This window comes from uncultured Bacteroides sp., from assembly GCF_905207245.1.
Lineage (GTDB): Bacteria > Bacteroidota > Bacteroidia > Bacteroidales > Bacteroidaceae > Bacteroides.
The window spans coordinates 33,999-51,165 of the sequence record NZ_CAJLKP010000009.1; the positions used below are offsets into that span (position 1 = coordinate 33,999).

Sequence of the window (17,167 nt, forward strand, 5' to 3'; positions counted from 1 at the left end):
AGTTATTACCCAATATGGATATAGAAACCGCCCGCGAATATTGTCTCGCAAAGAAAGCTGTAACGGAATGTCTTCCGTTCGACGAATATTCACTCGTGATGAAAGTTATGGATAAGATGTTTGTACTCATTGACTTGGAAGGTTCAAATAAAATCTGCATGAAGTGCAACCCGGAATACGCGATAGAGCTACGCGAGCGCTATTCATCCATTGAGGGTGCTTATCATTTCAACAAAAAATACTGGAACCAGATATTCCTTGACGGCGATGTGGATGATAAGTTGATAAAGAGCCTCATCGACCATGCTTATGAAGAAGTACTGAAGAAGTTCACTAAGAAAATGCGTGCCGAATATGACGCCCTGCCCTGATATGAAGAAAGAACCGAATCTGATAATTACCCCCGCTGTGTTTCCTGTTCCGCTAATTATATTACCGGAAACAGACTCTACAAACAATCACCTGACACAACTTTGCAACGAACAGCAATCCGCTGTCCGAGAATTTACGACGATCATTGCCGAACGCCAGACTGCCGGTAAAGGGCAACGTGGCAACAGTTGGGAATCGGAAGATTGCCGGAACATCACATTCAGTTTCGTGCTTTATCCTACTTTCGTTGAAGCTCGCCGCCAATTCGTCCTCTCTCAAATCGTCTCCCTCTCTATCAAGGAAGAACTGGACGAATGGACGGAAGGCATTTCCATCAAATGGCCAAACGACATCTATTGGAATGAAAAGAAGATTTGCGGCATACTGATAGAAAATGACCTTTCCGGACACCACATCGGACGCAGCATTTCCGGTATCGGAGTAAACATAAACCAGGAAACCTTTCGGAGCAATGCTCCCAACCCGGTATCTTTAAAGCAAATCACAGGGCAGGAGTACGACCGCTATCTGATACTCGCCAACATCATGAGGCGGCTAAAAGAATACTACTCCCTCCTGCAAACCGGCACTTCGGGTGATGCCGCCAACCATATTGCCGAACGTTATGCCCATTCCCTTTTCCGCCGTGAAGGCTTTCACCGCTATGCCGATGCAGATGGCGAGTTCCTTGCCTGCCTGCTACGCGTTGAACCAGACGGGCGATTTATCCTTGAAGACCAGACAGGAAAAGAGCGCGGATATCTGTTTAAGGAAGTGCAATACATTCTCTAACGCAAACTCTGGATTCGACTCATTCCACCTAGAATTTTACTCCCACTTCATTCACGTAAAATTCGAACTGACATGCCTTATGTCCAGTCGGAATCTGACATCGCAAAGATGTATAAAAAATAAATAGATAAGTAGTCATTCAAAATTATTAAGATTAACTTTATGCATTATGCTGCTTAATTTTGATTAGTTACTTAATATTTAAACCAAGGAATTCTTCTCTTCTTCTTGATTTCCTCTTCCTTTGTCTAGGTCCTCTTCTCTTCTGTATATATTGGATGTTTTCTCTTAGCAGATTCGGTTCATTCCTGTTAAATAGACTATTTAACCGAATTTGTACCGAGTATATACCGAGTTTGTACCGAATTTGATATATACATAAGCTCTTTCGATGATTTCTGAATAGTAAGTACTAATTTAAAATTAATTCAAGAAATGCGAATAGAGCCCTATCATTTTATGTCGCATTTTTTTGGAATAATTTTTAATTACCCATTCTTTTTCGATATCTTGGCGGATTATTTCCAGATTATCCCAATTCTTGCCACCGGAAGCATACCAACGCATACAAATATCATCGAAGAGCCGTGTTGATATAATGCAATTTAAGCGTATTCTTCTTATTCCGATAAATGATATAAATCACTGCAACAGAGACGACAGGAAACAATACGGAAAAACCATAGAAACTCCGTTTCTACAATTTCCCCCTTGAGCTTTGCCATCAAAGGCATTAGCAATGCAATGGCGAAAGCAAACAGCAGAGTGAAAAGATTTTCTTTAGGATAATAATCCTTTTTCTCTTGATTCGTCAGTTCTATCCGGCGGTTCTTTATTGTGTGTTCTAATAATTCCTGATTCAGGTTGGAGTCTTTGAGAGACAAAGTTACGGATATGTTAGGAATTTCCCCAAAAAACAATATCTTTGTACGTATAAAAATAAACGCACGATTCATACTACCCAACCTGCATGATGCTATGCTTCTGTGCACGCGGCAGAACTTCTTTTATGCGTTAGATTTTAGAAATATCATTTATATATCTACAAATTAGACAGCCAGTAGGCATTTATGACTTTTGCGGGTATGATTGGGCAAAAACAACCCGAAAGAAATATTTAGAAACCCGTTACTGTATCAAATGGAATATCTCCCCATATATCTATGCTATATTATGCGGACAAATCACTCCCAAGGAATGTGATTTACACTCACTATACAATGGAATGATACTGACCGACTACCGAACCCTGACAAAAGGTTAAAGACATGATGTTGGTGGATGGCAAATTATCCTATAGCCTGAACAGCCACTTGAAACTTTCAGCAACAATTTCTAATCTTTCGAAAGAACTATGCTTACACGATATACAATGATTTGAAATGCACACTATTTTGCACACTCCAAACCTTTAGCATAAATATACAACCTCCTTTCTTTGCAAACAAAACAGAAAAAGAGAATCCTCTCAATAAAACTATTAAATATGAAACAAAAACTATTATTTTATGTATTGCCTGCTATTGTTATTAGCCTTAGCAGTTGCCAGGAAAGATGGGAAGACAATAAGCCAACCGAAGCCCATCCTATTATCCTTACTTATGATCAAGAACGGGATGTAGTAAACAACTACACAGAAATTGATACAGTTAACAACCTCTATTCTGTTATTATAACTGACAGTATCATGCAAGCTGAGCACTTGACAGATGCTAATGTTGAACGAATATTAAAGGATATTGCAAGAGCAAATAAAAATATCAAAGAAGATATAAAAGCGGGAACAACTACGACTTTAACTCTATGCAACAACAAGGGATTCAAATCTTATACTATAAATGAAAGCCCAACAATCAGCATTAAGGATGAATATATACTTGCCAGCCAAATGAGAGCAGAAACAAGAGCAAACAGTTGGGGTATGTCTTTCAACGCTGGTAGTTGGTATGATAGCAGCATAACCTTTGATGCCTCTGATCACGTAACAAGTGAATTCTATGTAAACTCCTGTACTGGCTATTGGAAAGTTAATCTAACCTGCAAAACCGGAACAAGTACATACGGAACAAACTTCTCAACGTATGGTACCAGATACACATCAGGAGGCATAAAGAGATTTTGGTGGACAACAGTTGGAGGGACAGCTCCTTTTAGATGGAGTTTTATAACCTATGCTCCAGTTGGTGGAGAGGCTAACGGAGGTATTACTTTCACTAATACTTATTAACAAATACAATAATCGGAGAGGATAATCAGCTCGTTACACAACAAGGTAGCGAGCTGTTTTTATTACACATTCATGTTTCAACCTTCCCCTAAAAAACAAAGTTCAATATTCATCATAACATTCTGAAATACATTATCTTTGTAGAAATGAAAACAAACATCCGATTATTACTACTTCTTTGTCTGACATTGAGCTTTTGCACTTGCAGCAAACAAACACCGCACTTTTTAATTGCGGCAGATAGTCTTATAAGCATACAGCCGGATAGCGCCATTATTTTATTGAAAAACTTAATAAATAACATAAGCACCGAATCTGAAGCTACGCAGATGTATTATAGACTACTTTGTATCAAGGCAAATGACAAAGCTTATATACGCCATACTTCAGATAGCTTAATACTTACTATACTACATTATTATATTAAAAAAAATGATAAACGTCATCTGCCAGAAGTTTATTACTATACAGGGCGGGTATATCGTGATTTAGAGGATGCACCACAGGCACTGGATTATTTTCAGAAAGCCTTAGAAGTTTCACCCAAGGATATTGGATATCATATGAAGAGTAAGATATACAGTCAGATGGGAACACTGTTTCTCTACCAAAAGCTCTACAATGAAGCACTAAGGATGTTCAAAGAAGCACTAAAATGTGATTTGACATTAAAAGACAGCACAAATTTGGTATTTGATTTAAGAGATATAGCAGATGCTTACCAATGTATCAATCACAATGACAGTTCTCTCCACTATTTCCAAGAAGCTTATAAATTAGCTAAAGTTCAAAAAGATTACAAGCTCACAACAATGATACAAAGTCAAATCGCATGCCTTTACACAGAGTTGGGGAAATATGATCTAGCCAGGCAATCTTTGCAACCTTCTTTAGATAATGTGGATATTCCAAGTAAAAGTAGTATCTTCTCTATTGCTTCAGAACTGTACTACAAAATGGGGTATATAGATTCGGCCAACTATTATTATTCAAAAATACTTGAATGTGGTACTATTTATGCCAAACAAATCGCTCATGAAAAATTAGCAGAAATTGCAATAAATAAGGCTACCCCCCAAGAAGCTTTATCACATCTCCGTCAATACAAACAAAGTACTGATTCCATCCACGATATCACCAATACGGAAACTATACTCCAATTAAACTCACTATACAATTATCAACTACGCGAAAAAGAGAATAATCGACTAAAAACGGAAAATGAACAAAATCAAAAAAATATTCTTATTACCATCTCAGCCAGCTTAATAACCTTTGCTTTATTGCTTGCTCGTCTGCAATATAACAGAAGAATAAAGCTACAACTCGACAACCAATTTGAAAAACTTCGTCAGTTTGAAGAGGAACGATACCGGAAAAGCGAACAATATGTTGAAAATATGGAGCTAGAGAAAAAGGTGCTTGAACAAAAATTACAGGAAGCAGATAGAGAAAACAATTCATTGAGAATCCAGTTGGAAGAACAGATAGAAACAACTCTTTATGCAAAAAAACAAGCAGAAAAAGAATTAGACAGACGTAAACAAGCAGAAAGCATTCTTTTGAAATCAGAAATCTATGAACATATTCAAAAGCAACTTCGCACTACCGACAGTAAAAAATTACTTTCCAACAATGACTGGCAAGAACTTGAAAAAGCGATAAACAGTACTTATAAAGGTTTTACCGAAAGCCTCAGCAAACTTTGTAACATGAAAGAACACGAATATCATGTTTGCCTACTTATCAAAATTAATATAGCCCCTATTGATATTGCAAGATTAACTATACATAGTAAAGAAGCCATAGCTTCAACACGTCGAAGACTATATAAAAAAGTCTTCTGCAAAAATGGCACCCCAAAAGATTGGGACAACTTTATTCATTCATTGTGAAATAATAGAATATGCACACTATTTTGCACACTTCAATAATTTAATTAAAAGAGAAAATCATTTTACTTTGCAAATAAAAAAAATCACCCAAACTAAAAAACAATGAAAAGATTATTCTTATTAATTATCAGCTTGCTCTTTTATATAAATTGTATCGCACAAGAAACATTTATTCAGCTATACCACAAAGATCCAAGCAGTAGAGGGAAAGATAAACGCTCCTTGAGTATTGAACTCATGGTTACCCATGACGGAGATATTATACATATCCATTCGAACATTCCCATTTGTAAGCTACAAATAATCGTAAAGGATACAAAAGGGAATACTATCTATACTAATGAAACGGTATCAACCTTACAAGATTTTGCATATGAACTGAATATGCTAGAAGAAAATTATTATTTTCTTGAAATAACCATCGGAGAAGAATCTTTTTATGGATATTTTTCCACTAAATAAACTTACCGATTACGCAAACTATATTCCCTAAACTATGAATTGAATAACTTTCACTTTATCTCCTTCTCCAACGCCACTATCTTCTCCAGCGTCTTCCCCGCCTCTGTTGAAGGAAACAACTGCAACACCCGTTGCAAATACCCCTTTGCCTTGGAGTAACCATTGGCATAGACATCCGAAAGCCCATTACGATAACGGGCATATTGCATCCGTGTGGGAGAAGTTATCTTTTTATAATCATCTTCCAACTTCTTCTTATCCCGCTCTGCCTGTAAGTAGAAATAGTTTCCCAGAAAGATATTAGCTTGCAGATTATTTGCATCAAGTTTCAGAACTTTTTCATAAGTCTTCAGAGCATCCTTCTCCTTACCTCTCATCATCTCCATTTCAGCACACGCCACGAGCGCAGGAACATCTTCGGGATGATACTGCAGAAATTCTCTATAAAATAAATAAGCTTTATCATAATTCCGTTTACGCTTATAATAAGCTGCCAACTCATTTGCAAGGCGGGGTGCCACAGCACTGTTCTTCTCTACCTGAGTCAAGTAAAACATTTCTGTCTGCTCCGCACCGGCATTTGCCGACTGGCGAAACAGACTCACTGCATAGTCTTCCTGCCCTTCTGACAGGGCTACAGATACTTTCTGCAACAATTCCCCGGCAGATTGCGCAGAGAGCGCGAAGGGGAAAGCCATCATGAATGAAAATAACAAAGTTAAGGTTCTCATCTCTTACTAAATATTACCCGGTTTATGTTTCGCAAAGATACTCATTTCTAAAACATTATGTGCCATAAAAATTGTTATTATCCGGCGCTTATTTACCGTTCCCGGCAAAAAGAGTACCTTTGTCGACTAATAGAACAAATCTATGCTTTAAAATGATTGTCCAAAGTACGAATATAGTTAATAAAAGAATACTCCGGATAGCCATACCTTCGATTATCTCCAATATCACAGTACCGCTGCTGGGACTGGTTGATGTGACTATCGTCGGACATCTGGGGGCAGCAGCCTATATCGGCGCAATTGCCGTCGGGGGAATGCTGTTCAATATCATCTACTGGATTTTCGGATTCCTGAGAATGGGCACCAGCGGAATGACTTCACAAGCATATGGAAGGCACGATATGGAAGAGGTCACGCGGTTGTTGCTGCGGTCTGTCGGTGTGGGATTACTCATTTCTGTCTGCCTGTTGGTATTGCAGTATCCTATCCGCCAGCTTGCCTTCACTTTTATACATACCACGGAAGAAGTGGAACAGTTGGCTACGCTCTATTTCCAAATCTGCATCTGGGGAGCTCCTGCCATGCTGGGACTTTATGGTTTTGCGGGTTGGTTCATTGGTATGCAGAATTCACGCTTTCCGATGTATATTGCCATCACACAAAACATTGTAAATATTGCCGCAAGCCTTTGTTTCGTCTACCTCCTGCACATGAAAGTTGCCGGAGTAGCTTTCGGCACACTCATAGCGCAGTATGCAGGTTTTCTGATGGCATTGTTATTATGGGGACGCTATTATGGCGGACTGAAAAAACACATCGCTTGGCGGGAAGTATTACAAAAACAAGCCATGCTGTGTTTCTTCCAAGTGAACCGGGATATTTTCTTACGAACACTCTGTCTGGTCATTGTCACCCTATTCTTTACTTCTGCCGGAGCAGCACAGGGAGAAGTGGTGCTGGCTGTCAATACTTTGCTAATGCAGCTATTCACTCTTTTTTCTTATATCATGGATGGCTTCGCATATTCAGGCGAGGCACTGGCAGGCAAATATATCGGTGCAGGAAACCATCCGGCATTGCATCGCACCGTTCGCCAACTCTTTATCTGGGGCATTGGACTTTCCACAGGTTTCACATTGCTCTATCTTTTTGGAGGCAAGGCATTCCTGGAATTACTTACCAATGAGGCATCGGTAATCCGGGAAGCCGGAAACTATTTCTACTGGGTGCTTGCTATTCCCCTTACAGGCTTCGCTGCTTTCCTGTGGGATGGTATTTTTATCGGAGCCACCGCTACCCGACAGATGTTCTACTCCATGCTGGCGGCCTCAGCCAGTTTCTTCCTTGTTTATTACTCTTTACACGGATGGATGGGAAATCATGCCTTGTGGCTGGCTTTCATTGTTTATTTATCCCTTCGTGGTATTATGCAGGCAGTTTTAAGCAGAAAAATCCTGCACCAAAGTTAATCTTTACAGACAGAAAGCGTATATTTGCAGAAAAACTAAATGTAATATCATATGGCGAAGTATAAAAGAGTTCTGTTAAAGCTCAGCGGCGAAAGCCTGATGGGTGAGAAACAATATGGCATCGACGAGAAGCGCCTTGCCGAATATGCAGCACAAATCAAGGAAATCCATGAACTGGGTGTTCAGATAGGTATCGTCATCGGTGGCGGTAACATCTTCCGCGGACTGAGCGGTGCAAACAAAGGGTTCGACCGGGTGAAAGGGGACCAGATGGGAATGCTTGCCACGGTTATCAACAGTCTGGCACTGAGTTCCGCCTTGGTAGCTACCGGCGTAAAGGCACGTGTATTGACAGCCGTTCGCATGGAACCTATCGGAGAATTCTACAATAAATGGAAAGCCATCGAGTGTATGGAAGCCGGTGAAGTGGTAATCATGTCTGCCGGGACAGGCAATCCATTCTTTACAACCGACACGGGTTCTTCTCTCCGTGGCATTGAAATCGAAGCCGACGTCATGCTGAAAGGTACACGTGTAGACGGTATCTATACTGCCGACCCGGAAAAAGATCCCACTGCTACTAAATTCGACGATATCACTTATGACGAAGTTTTGAAACGCGGACTGAAAGTAATGGACCTCACTGCCACTTGTATGTGCAAAGAAAACAATTTGCCAATCATTGTGTTCGACATGGATACAGTGGGTAATTTAAAGAAAGTAATGCAAGGAGAAGAAATCGGAACGCTGGTGCACAATTAATAAATTGAAAATTGAGAATTAAGTGACATTCATTTTTTAATTTTCAATTCTCAATTTTCAATTTAATAAGTTTAATAATTATATTTGCAAAGTTTCAATTAAAGTACAACTCCAAAACCAAAGAATATGAGAGAAGTAAAAGAGATCTTAGACGAAGCGCAAGAGAAAATGGATATGGCCATCATGTATCTGGAAGAAGCATTGGCTCACATCCGCGCCGGAAAAGCAGATGTCCGTTTGCTGGACGGTATCCGTGTGGACTCTTACGGAAGCATGGTTCCTATCAACAATGTAGCTGCCGTAAATACTCCGGATGCCCGCAGCATAGCTATTAAGCCGTGGGATAAGAGTATGTTCCGGGTAATTGAAAAAGCCATTATCGACTCCAGCCTTGGTATCATGCCGGAGAATAATGGTGAAATTATCCGCATTGGCATTCCTCCGTTGACAGAAGAACGCCGTAGACAACTCGCCAAGCAATGTAAAGGTGAAGGTGAAACAGCCAAAGTGAGCGTACGCAACGCACGCCGTGATGCCATTGATGCCTTGAAGAAATCTGTTAAAGACGGCCTGGCAGAAGATGCACAAAAAGGTGGTGAAGAAAAGTTGCAGAAGATTCACGATAAGTACATCAAGCAGATTGATGACATGCTGGCTGCAAAGGACAAAGAAATTATGACCGTATAATTTAAATTGAGAATTGAGAATTAAAAATTGAGAATTGCTATGCAGTATAGTGTGCAAAGTGGATTCTTGGCATTTATTTCTCAATTCTCAATTTTCAATTTTCAATTGAATTGAGGGGACTGGTAATAAAAAACACAGGAAGTTGGTACTTAGTGAAGACCGACGAGGGGAAGTGTGTAGAGTGTAAAGTCAAAGGTAACTTCCGTCTTAAAGGCATCCGCAGTACAAATCCGGTGGCTGTGGGAGACTATGTACAAATCATACTGAATCAAGAAGGCACTGCTTTCATCAGTGAAATCGAGGACCGGAAGAATTATATCATCCGGCGTGCTTCCAATCTTTCCAAGCAATCGCACATCCTTGCTGCCAACCTCGACCAGTGTATGCTCATTGTAACGGTCAACTATCCGGAAACATCCACTATCTTCATCGATCGTTTTCTGGCTTCTGCCGAAGCATATCGTGTGCCTGTCAAAATCATCTTCAATAAAATCGACGTCTACAGTGAAGATGAACTTCATTATCTGGACGGCCTCATCAATCTCTACACCACCATCGGCTATCCTTGTTTTAAGGTTTCTGCCAAAACAGGTGAAGGCGTAGCACAAATCCAGGAAGAATTGAAAGGAAGGGTAACGCTCTTCTCCGGACATTCCGGTGTAGGTAAGTCGACACTCATCAACGCTATATTACCTGAACAAGATGTAAAAACAGGCGAAATTTCTGCATATCATAATAAAGGTATGCACACCACTACATTTTCTGAAATGTTTCCTGTTGCAGGAAACGGATATATTATTGACACACCAGGCATCAAAGGATTTGGAACATTCGATATGGAAGAGGAAGAGATAGGGCACTATTTTCCGGAAATATTCAAGTTCTCCGCCGACTGCCGCTATAGCAATTGCACCCACCGGCAAGAACCGGACTGTGCCGTACGAAAAGCTGTAGAAGAACATTACATCAGCGAATCACGCTACTCCTCTTACCTCAATATGCTGGAAGACAAAGAAGAGGGTAAATACAGGGCAGCATATTAATATAACTTTATCACTTTTTTTAACGCTTTGCATATTAAACCTTTCAGTTCCCAATATGTCCAATTTAACGCTGACATAATCTGACGTAATACTAATACTGATACATGAATAAGAAAGTTAAATGGGGCATCATTATTTTTATTGGTGCCGGACTGATAGGATGGGGCATATATTCTCAGCTCCCTAAAGAGAACAAAGAATTGGCGGCTGCCGACAAAGTAATGAGTGGCAATCGCAATACGAAGAAAGCATTAAATGTTAACGCAAAAATCATAAAGCCGCAACTGCTGAAAGATGAAATCAAAATCAGCGGTAGCCTGCTGCCTGATGAAGAAGTGGACCTCTCTTTCGAAACTTCCGGCAAAATCATAGAAATAAACTTTGAAGAAGGCACTCAGGTAAAGAAAGGGCAATTACTGGCTAAGGTAAACGACCGGCCTTTACAGGCACAGTTGCAACGCCTCGTTGCCCAACTGAAACTGGCTGAAGACCGCGTATTCCGCCAGAATGCGCTGTTGGAAAGGGATGCAGTCAGTAAGGAAGCCTACGAACAGGTGAAAACGGAATTGGCAACCCTTAATGCCGATATAGACCTGATAGAAGCCAACATCGCACAAACCGAACTGCGTGCGCCATTCGATGGAGTAATCGGTCTGCGACAGGTCAGTGTCGGAACTTATGCTTCTCCCTCTACCATTGTTGCCAAACTCACAAAAGTATCTCCGCTAAAAGTAGAATTCTCTGTTCCCGAACGATACGCCAATGATGTAAAAATCGGTGCGGGAGTGGATTTCGGACTTGAAGGCAAACTTGAAACATTCCATGCTAAAGTATATGCACGCGAATCAAGAATGGACCAGAATACCCACACACTGACTTTGCGTGCCCTCTATCCCAATGCCAGTGGCACTGTTATGCCGGGACGCTATGCAGACATCCGTTTAAGTAAGAACGAAATCCATGATGCTCTTGCCGTTCCTTCCGAAGCCATCGTGCCGGAAATGGGTAAAGACAAAATCTTCCTGTATAGGTCGGGGAAAGCCCAACCCATAGAAATACAGGCCGGCATCCGTACAGAAGCTGAAACACAGGTACTGCAAGGTTTAGAAATCGGAGACACCATCATTATTTCAGGTACGTTGCAACTCCGCACAGGTTTAGCTGTAACTTTGGACAACATCTATTAAACCAGACGCCTTATGAATATATCCGAACTCAGCATACGGCGTCCTGTACTCTCCACAGTGCTTACCCTTATCATCCTACTATTTGGACTTATCGGGTACAGTTACCTCGGCGTGCGTGAATATCCCTCCGTGGACAACCCCATCATTTCGGTATCCTGTTCCTATCCGGGAGCTAATGCCGACGTTATTGAAAACCAGATCACCGAACCGTTGGAACAAAACATCAACGGCATTCCGGGTATCCGTTCCTTATCCAGCGTCAGCCAGCAAGGCTCATCCCGCATTACGGTAGAGTTTGAACTTTCTGTAGATCTGGAAACAGCAGCGAATGACGTGCGTGATAAGGTATCACGCGCCCAACGTTATCTGCCCCGCGACTGTGACCCTCCTACCGTATCGAAGGCGGACGCAGATGCCATGCCTATCCTTATGGTGGCATTGCAAAGTGACAAACGCTCCTTACTGGAACTGAGTGAAATTGCGGACCTCACGGTGAAAGAGCAATTGCAAACCATTGCGGACGTCAGTGGTGTAAGTATCTGGGGGGAAAAGCGCTATTCTATGCGTCTGTGGCTTGACCCTGTCAAGATGTCCGGTTACGGCATTACCCCTATCGACGTTAAAAACGCAGTAGATAAAGAAAACGTGGAGCTTCCGTCCGGAAGTATCGAAGGAAACACAGTGGAGCTCACTATCCGTACTTTGGGATTGATGCATACGGCTGAAGAATTCAATAACCTGATTTTACGGGAAGACAACAACCGCATTGTCCGTTTCAGTGATATCGGACGGGCAGAGTTAGGTCCGGCGGACATCAAGAGTTATATGAAAATGAATGGCGTACCCATGGTCGGTATCGTAGTGGTGCCTCAGCCGGGTGCTAACCACATTAAGATAGCCGATGCCGTTTACGAACGTATGGAACTGATGAAAAAGGACCTTCCGGAAGATGTCAAATACTCCTACGGTTTCGACAATACCAAGTTTATCCGTGCATCCATCAATGAGGTAAAGGAGACGGTGTATGTAGCCTTCATTCTCGTTATCATCATCATCTTCCTCTTCCTGCGCGACTGGCGCGTGACACTGGTGCCCTGTATCGTAATCCCAGTTTCGCTCATCGGAGCTTTCTTCGTTATGTACCTGGCAGGATTCTCTATCAACGTGCTTTCCATGCTGGCGGTGGTACTGGCGGTAGGTCTGGTTGTGGATGACGCCATCGTAATGACAGAGAACATTTATGTTCGTATAGAACGCGGAATGCCCCCAAAAGAAGCTGGCATCGAAGGAGCCAAGGAAATTTTCTTTGCCGTAATCTCCACCACCATCACGCTGGTAGCCGTATTCTTCCCCATCGTATTTATGGATGGTATGACGGGACGTTTGTTCCGTGAGTTCAGTATCGTAGTATCCGGTTCGGTAATTATCTCCTCATTCGCCGCACTAACCTTTACTCCGATGCTTGCCACAAAGATACTGGTGAAACAGGACAAGAAGAACTGGTTCTACCTGAAAACCGAACCATTCTTTGAAGGAATGAACCGCATTTACAGTCGTTCACTGGAAATATTCCTGCGCAAACGATGGTTGGCTATGCCCTTGGTATTAGGAACATTAGTCATCATCGTATTCCTGTGGAATGCCATCCCTGCTGAAATGGCACCGTTGGAAGACCGCTCGCAAATCAGCATCAATACACGTGGTGCTGAAGGTGTAACATATGAGTATATACGGGATTATACAGAAGACATCAACCACTTGGTGGACTCCTTACTACCGGATGCAGAATCTGTAACAGCACGTGTATCAAGCGGTAGCGGTAATGTACGCATCACGCTGAAAGATATGAAAGAACGCGACTACACCCAGATGGAAGTTGCAGAACAGATATCGAAAGCGGTGCAGAAGAAAACCAAGGCTCGCTCGTTCGTTCAGCAATCTTCTTCCTTTGGCGGACGACGTGGGGGTATGCCGGTGCAATACGTATTACAGGCCACCAACATTGAAAAACTGCAAGAGGTGTTACCGGTATTCATGGCAAAAGTTTATGAGAATCCGGTCTTCCAGATGGCAGACGTAAACCTGAAATTCAGCAAACCGGAAGCCCGCATCAATATCAACCGTGATAAAGCAAGTATCATGGGAGTAAGCACGCGCAACATCGCGCAAACCCTGCAATACGGACTAAGCGGCCAGCGTATGGGCTACTTCTATATGAACGGAAAGCAATACGAAATATTGGGAGAAATCAATCGTCAGCAACGCAACAAGCCTGCCGACTTGAAAGGTATTTATATCCGTAGCGATAAAGGTGAGATGGTTCAGTTGGACAACCTGATTGAACTGACCGGAGGTATCGCTCCGCCGCAATTATACCGCTACAACCGCTTTGTATCCGCTACAATTTCTGCCGGACTTGCCGACGGTAAGACTATCGGTCAGGGACTGGATGAGATGGACAAGATAGCCAAAGAGACACTGGACGAAACTTTCCGTACCGCACTGACCGGAGACTCCAAAGAATATCGGGAAAGTTCTTCCAGCCTGATGTTTGCCTTTGTATTGGCTATCCTATTAATTTATCTGATTCTGGCAGCTCAGTTCGAAAGTTTCAAAGACCCGCTGATTATCATGCTTACCGTGCCCCTCGCCATTGCCGGAGCCTTGGTATTCATGTACTTTAGCAACATCACTATGAATATCTTCAGCCAGATTGGTATCATCATGCTGATTGGATTGGTGGCGAAGAACGGTATTCTTATTGTAGAATTCGCCAACCAGAAACAGGAAGCCGGAGAAGACAAGATGGAAGCCATTAAGGATGCCTCACTGCAACGCCTGCGACCTATCCTGATGACCAGTGCATCCACTATCCTGGGTCTGATACCGCTGGCATTCGCCACGGGCGAAGGTTGCAACCAGCGCATTGCCATGGGTACGGCCGTAGTGGGTGGTATGTTGGTATCCACATTCCTGACCATGTATATCGTACCTGCCATATACAGTTACGTATCTACTAACCGAAGTAAGTTAAAGAAATCATGAAACGTATCATTTTACTCCTCATAATAACCGGTTGCGCCTCGCTTGCCTTGCAGGCACAGGCACCCAAATCCTATACACTGAAGTCGTGCCTGGAATACGGACTACAGAATAATTACTCGCTACGCATCACCCGCAATGAAGAGCAAGTCACCAAGAACAATGCCACACTGGGCAATGCGGGCTACCTGCCTACTGTCGACCTCTCGGCAAGTTATAAAGGAACCGTAGATAACACCGACAGCAAAGTGCGCGCCACCGGAGAACACCTCAAAGAGAACGGTGTCTTCGACCAGGCCATGAACGTGGGACTGAATCTGAACTGGACCATCTTCGACGGTTTTAACATTACTGCCAACTACCAGAAACTGAAAGAACTGGAACGGCAAGGCGAAACAGATACCCGCATCGCCGTAGAAGACCTGATAGCCAACATTGCAGCGGAATATTATAACTACGTGCAGCATAAAATCCGTTTGAACAATTTCCGTTATGCCGTATCCCTTTCCAAAGAACGCCTGCGCATCGTGGAAGAGCGTTATCACATCGGTAACTTCTCCCGCTTGGACTATCAGCAGGCAAAGGTAGACTTCAATGCCGACAGTGCGCAATACATGAAGCAGCAGGAACTTCTGCATACCTCCCGCATCCAGTTGAACGAACTGATGGCGAACGAAGATGTAGACCAGCCTATCATCATTCAAGACAGTCTGATTGATGCAGACGGCGGTCTGAACTTCGAGGAACTGTGGAACGCCACCTTGCAAACCAACGCTTCCTTATTGAGAGCCCACCAGAACAATACCCTTGCCCAATTGGATTACAAAAAAGTTTGTTCGCGCGACTATCCTTATCTGAAGATGAGCGGTGGTTATGGCTACACCTTCAATAAGTATGACATTGCCACCAATATCCAGCGAGGAAATCTCGGAGCTAACTTTGGTTTAACCATCGGATTCAACTTGTTCGATGGAAACCGACGCCGCGAACGAAACAACGCCCGGATTGCCATTCAAAATGCCCGTTTGGAACGTGAACAACTGGAACAGGCATTGCGTGCCGACCTGAGTAACTTATGGCAGGCTTATCAAAACAACCTCCAGATGCTAAATCTGGAACGCCAGAACCTTATAGCCGCCAAAGAGAACCATGAGATTGCCATGGAACGCTATATGCTGGGAAACCTTTCCGGTATTGAAATGCGCGAAGCACAAAAGAGCCTCCTGGATGCAGAAGAAAGAATCCTTTCTGCGGAGTATAACACAAAGTTATGTGAAATCTCTTTATTGCAAATCAGTGGAAAAGTAACAAAATACCTGGAATAAAACAATTATTCCCCATCAGACGAATACTTTTCCCCTACTTTTGTGGTCATAGAACTATAAAAAAACAACGACCATGAAAAAGATTTGTCTATGTTGCCTGGCTTTGTTATACCTGACAACTGTATTTGCACAAGAAAACGTAAACTACAAAGAGAAGAAGCCCTATAAGACTTGGGTAAAAATGGCACCTAAGTTGGACGACGAATTCTTTAAAACTGCTGAAGCCATCCGCATTGGTGACAATGTATTGCTTTATCAACAGACCACCGGCGGTTGGCCCAAAAATATCTACATGCCTGCCGAATTGACAGAACAAGAACGTGAAGACGTACTTGCTTCTAAAGACGATGTAAACGAAAGTACGATAGATAACGATGCAACCAGCACGGAAATCGAATATCTTTCCCGCTTGTATCTGGCCACTAATACCGGAAAGTATAAAAATGCCGCTTTAGATGGTATCCGATATATTCTCAAAGCCCAATATCCCAATGGTGGCTGGCCGCAATTCTGGCCTCGTCCCAAAGGCTATTATACTCATATCACTTACAATGACAATGCAATGGTGAACGTTATGGAACTACTGCGCCAAGTATATGAAAAGAAAGCGCCCTACACCTACGTTCCCGACAGCATTTGTGACCGTGCACGCGCCGCTTTCGACAAAGGCGTGGAATGCATTCTTAAAACCCAGGTTGTCATAAACGGTAAGCCGACTGTCTGGTGCGCACAGCATGATGAACATACCCTTGCCCCTGCCAAAGCGCGTGCCTACGAACTTCCCTCACTGAGTGGTGCCGAATCGGACAACATCGTCATCCTGTTAATGTCTCTGCCTAATCCTTCAAAAGAGGTTATTGCGTGTATAGAGAACGCAATCGAATGGTTCAAAGCATCAAAGATTGAAGGGATGAAGAAAGAGTTCTTCACGAATGATGAAGGCAAGAAAGACTTCCGTATGGTTTCATGCACGGATTGCCCTCCCCTGTGGGCACGCTTCTATACTTTAGAAGATAACCGTCCGTTCGTTAGCGACCGTGATGGGGTGAAGAAGTTCGATATTTCTGAAATCGGATATGAACGCCGCAACGGGTACAGTTGGTATAACAGTGACGGGCTGAAGGTATTAAAGAAATACGAGCAGTGGAAAAAGAAACACAATAAATAATAGTT

At 42.5% G+C, this 17,167-nt stretch carries 15 protein-coding genes; 13 read left to right on the top strand and 2 right to left on the bottom strand.

Features of this window, described 5'->3' with window-relative positions; all coding sequences use genetic code 11:
- Positions 1-14: 14 nt before the first annotated feature.
- Both QZ135_RS04765 and QZ135_RS04770 read left to right on the top strand, forming a co-directional pair.
- Positions 15-371, top strand: a complete 357-nt coding sequence (locus QZ135_RS04765; protein WP_294606352.1) for an MmcQ/YjbR family DNA-binding protein — start codon at positions 15-17, stop codon at positions 369-371.
- On the top strand, positions 355-1,164 hold the full coding sequence (locus QZ135_RS04770) for a biotin--[acetyl-CoA-carboxylase] ligase (protein ID WP_294606353.1): 810 nt from the start codon (positions 355-357) through the stop codon (positions 1,162-1,164). The genes QZ135_RS04765 and QZ135_RS04770 overlap by 17 nt, the downstream gene beginning before the upstream one ends.
- A 620-nt stretch (positions 1,165-1,784) precedes the next feature.
- On the opposite strand, the gene QZ135_RS04775 is transcribed toward QZ135_RS04770, so the two are convergent.
- Positions 1,785-2,048, bottom strand: coding sequence for a hypothetical protein (locus QZ135_RS04775; protein WP_294606354.1), 264 nt, complete (start codon positions 2,046-2,048; stop codon positions 1,785-1,787).
- Positions 2,049-2,650: 602 nt separating this feature from the next.
- Between QZ135_RS04775 and QZ135_RS04780 the strand changes: the two genes are divergently transcribed.
- The 3 genes from QZ135_RS04780 to QZ135_RS04790 all read left to right on the top strand — a co-directional run bounded on the left by QZ135_RS04780 (position 2,651) and on the right by QZ135_RS04790 (position 5,748).
- Complete coding sequence (locus tag QZ135_RS04780; RefSeq protein WP_294606355.1) at positions 2,651-3,391, top strand: hypothetical protein; 741 nt, start codon at positions 2,651-2,653, stop codon at positions 3,389-3,391.
- A 146-nt stretch (positions 3,392-3,537) separates the two neighbouring features.
- On the top strand, positions 3,538-5,286 hold the full coding sequence (locus QZ135_RS04785; RefSeq protein ID WP_294606356.1) for a tetratricopeptide repeat protein: 1,749 nt from the start codon (positions 3,538-3,540) through the stop codon (positions 5,284-5,286).
- Positions 5,287-5,388: 102 nt separating this feature from the next.
- The gene (locus QZ135_RS04790; protein WP_294606357.1) at positions 5,389-5,748 is read left to right on the top strand and encodes a DUF3244 domain-containing protein; all 360 of its coding nucleotides are present in this window, start codon (positions 5,389-5,391) and stop codon (positions 5,746-5,748) included.
- A 50-nt stretch (positions 5,749-5,798) separates the two neighbouring features.
- On the opposite strand, the gene QZ135_RS04795 is transcribed toward QZ135_RS04790, so the two are convergent.
- On the bottom strand, positions 5,799-6,479 hold the full coding sequence (locus QZ135_RS04795) for a hypothetical protein (RefSeq protein WP_294606359.1): 681 nt from the start codon (positions 6,477-6,479) through the stop codon (positions 5,799-5,801).
- Positions 6,480-6,631: 152 nt separating this feature from the next.
- On the opposite strand from QZ135_RS04795, the gene QZ135_RS04800 reads away from it, so the two are divergent.
- From QZ135_RS04800 to pelA, 8 genes are all read left to right on the top strand, one after another.
- Entirely contained in the window at positions 6,632-7,948 is a 1,317-nt protein-coding gene (locus QZ135_RS04800; RefSeq protein WP_294606361.1) for an MATE family efflux transporter, read from the top strand.
- Positions 7,949-7,999: 51 nt separating this feature from the next.
- On the top strand, positions 8,000-8,710 hold the full coding sequence (gene pyrH / locus QZ135_RS04805) for a UMP kinase (RefSeq protein WP_294606363.1): 711 nt from the start codon (positions 8,000-8,002) through the stop codon (positions 8,708-8,710).
- A 126-nt stretch (positions 8,711-8,836) separates the two neighbouring features.
- Positions 8,837-9,397, top strand: coding sequence for a ribosome recycling factor (frr, locus tag QZ135_RS04810; RefSeq protein ID WP_294606365.1), 561 nt, complete (start codon positions 8,837-8,839; stop codon positions 9,395-9,397).
- Positions 9,398-9,507: 110 nt separating this feature from the next.
- Complete coding sequence (gene rsgA / locus QZ135_RS04815; protein ID WP_294606367.1) at positions 9,508-10,440, top strand: ribosome small subunit-dependent GTPase A; 933 nt, start codon at positions 9,508-9,510, stop codon at positions 10,438-10,440.
- A gap of 104 nt (positions 10,441-10,544) precedes the next feature.
- Positions 10,545-11,627, top strand: a complete 1,083-nt coding sequence (locus tag QZ135_RS04820; protein WP_294606369.1) for an efflux RND transporter periplasmic adaptor subunit — start codon at positions 10,545-10,547, stop codon at positions 11,625-11,627.
- Between the two features lie 12 nt (positions 11,628-11,639).
- Positions 11,640-14,672, top strand: coding sequence for an efflux RND transporter permease subunit (locus QZ135_RS04825; RefSeq protein ID WP_294606371.1), 3,033 nt, complete (start codon positions 11,640-11,642; stop codon positions 14,670-14,672).
- Complete coding sequence (locus QZ135_RS04830; protein ID WP_294606374.1) at positions 14,669-15,994, top strand: TolC family protein; 1,326 nt, start codon at positions 14,669-14,671, stop codon at positions 15,992-15,994. Before QZ135_RS04825 ends, QZ135_RS04830 begins: the two co-directional genes overlap by 4 nt.
- 73 nt (positions 15,995-16,067) lie before the next feature.
- Positions 16,068-17,162: a pectate lyase gene (gene pelA / locus QZ135_RS04835; protein WP_294606376.1), complete on the top strand. Its 1,095-nt coding sequence runs from the start codon at positions 16,068-16,070 to the stop codon at positions 17,160-17,162.
- Positions 17,163-17,167: the final 5 nt, after the last annotated feature.

Bases quoted from the DNA above. Each gene is read 5' to 3' on its own strand.
- frr (WP_294606365.1), top strand. From the start codon at position 8,837: ATGAGAGAAGTAAAAGAGATCTTAGACGAAGCGCAAGAGAAAATGGAT.
- QZ135_RS04800 (WP_294606361.1), top strand. From the start codon at position 6,632: ATGATTGTCCAAAGTACGAATATAGTTAATAAAAGAATACTCCGGATA.
- QZ135_RS04820 (WP_294606369.1), top strand. From the start codon at position 10,545: ATGAATAAGAAAGTTAAATGGGGCATCATTATTTTTATTGGTGCCGGA.
- QZ135_RS04765 (WP_294606352.1), top strand. From the start codon at position 15: ATGGATATAGAAACCGCCCGCGAATATTGTCTCGCAAAGAAAGCTGTA.
- QZ135_RS04825 (WP_294606371.1), top strand. From the start codon at position 11,640: ATGAATATATCCGAACTCAGCATACGGCGTCCTGTACTCTCCACAGTG.
- pelA (WP_294606376.1), top strand. From the start codon at position 16,068: ATGAAAAAGATTTGTCTATGTTGCCTGGCTTTGTTATACCTGACAACT.
- QZ135_RS04790 (WP_294606357.1), top strand. From the start codon at position 5,389: ATGAAAAGATTATTCTTATTAATTATCAGCTTGCTCTTTTATATAAAT.
- QZ135_RS04785 (WP_294606356.1), top strand. From the start codon at position 3,538: ATGAAAACAAACATCCGATTATTACTACTTCTTTGTCTGACATTGAGC.
- QZ135_RS04795 (WP_294606359.1), bottom strand. From the start codon at position 6,479: ATGAGAACCTTAACTTTGTTATTTTCATTCATGATGGCTTTCCCCTTC.
- pyrH (WP_294606363.1), top strand. From the start codon at position 8,000: ATGGCGAAGTATAAAAGAGTTCTGTTAAAGCTCAGCGGCGAAAGCCTG.
- QZ135_RS04780 (WP_294606355.1), top strand. From the start codon at position 2,651: ATGAAACAAAAACTATTATTTTATGTATTGCCTGCTATTGTTATTAGC.
- QZ135_RS04770 (WP_294606353.1), top strand. From the start codon at position 355: ATGACGCCCTGCCCTGATATGAAGAAAGAACCGAATCTGATAATTACC.
- QZ135_RS04830 (WP_294606374.1), top strand. From the start codon at position 14,669: ATGAAACGTATCATTTTACTCCTCATAATAACCGGTTGCGCCTCGCTT.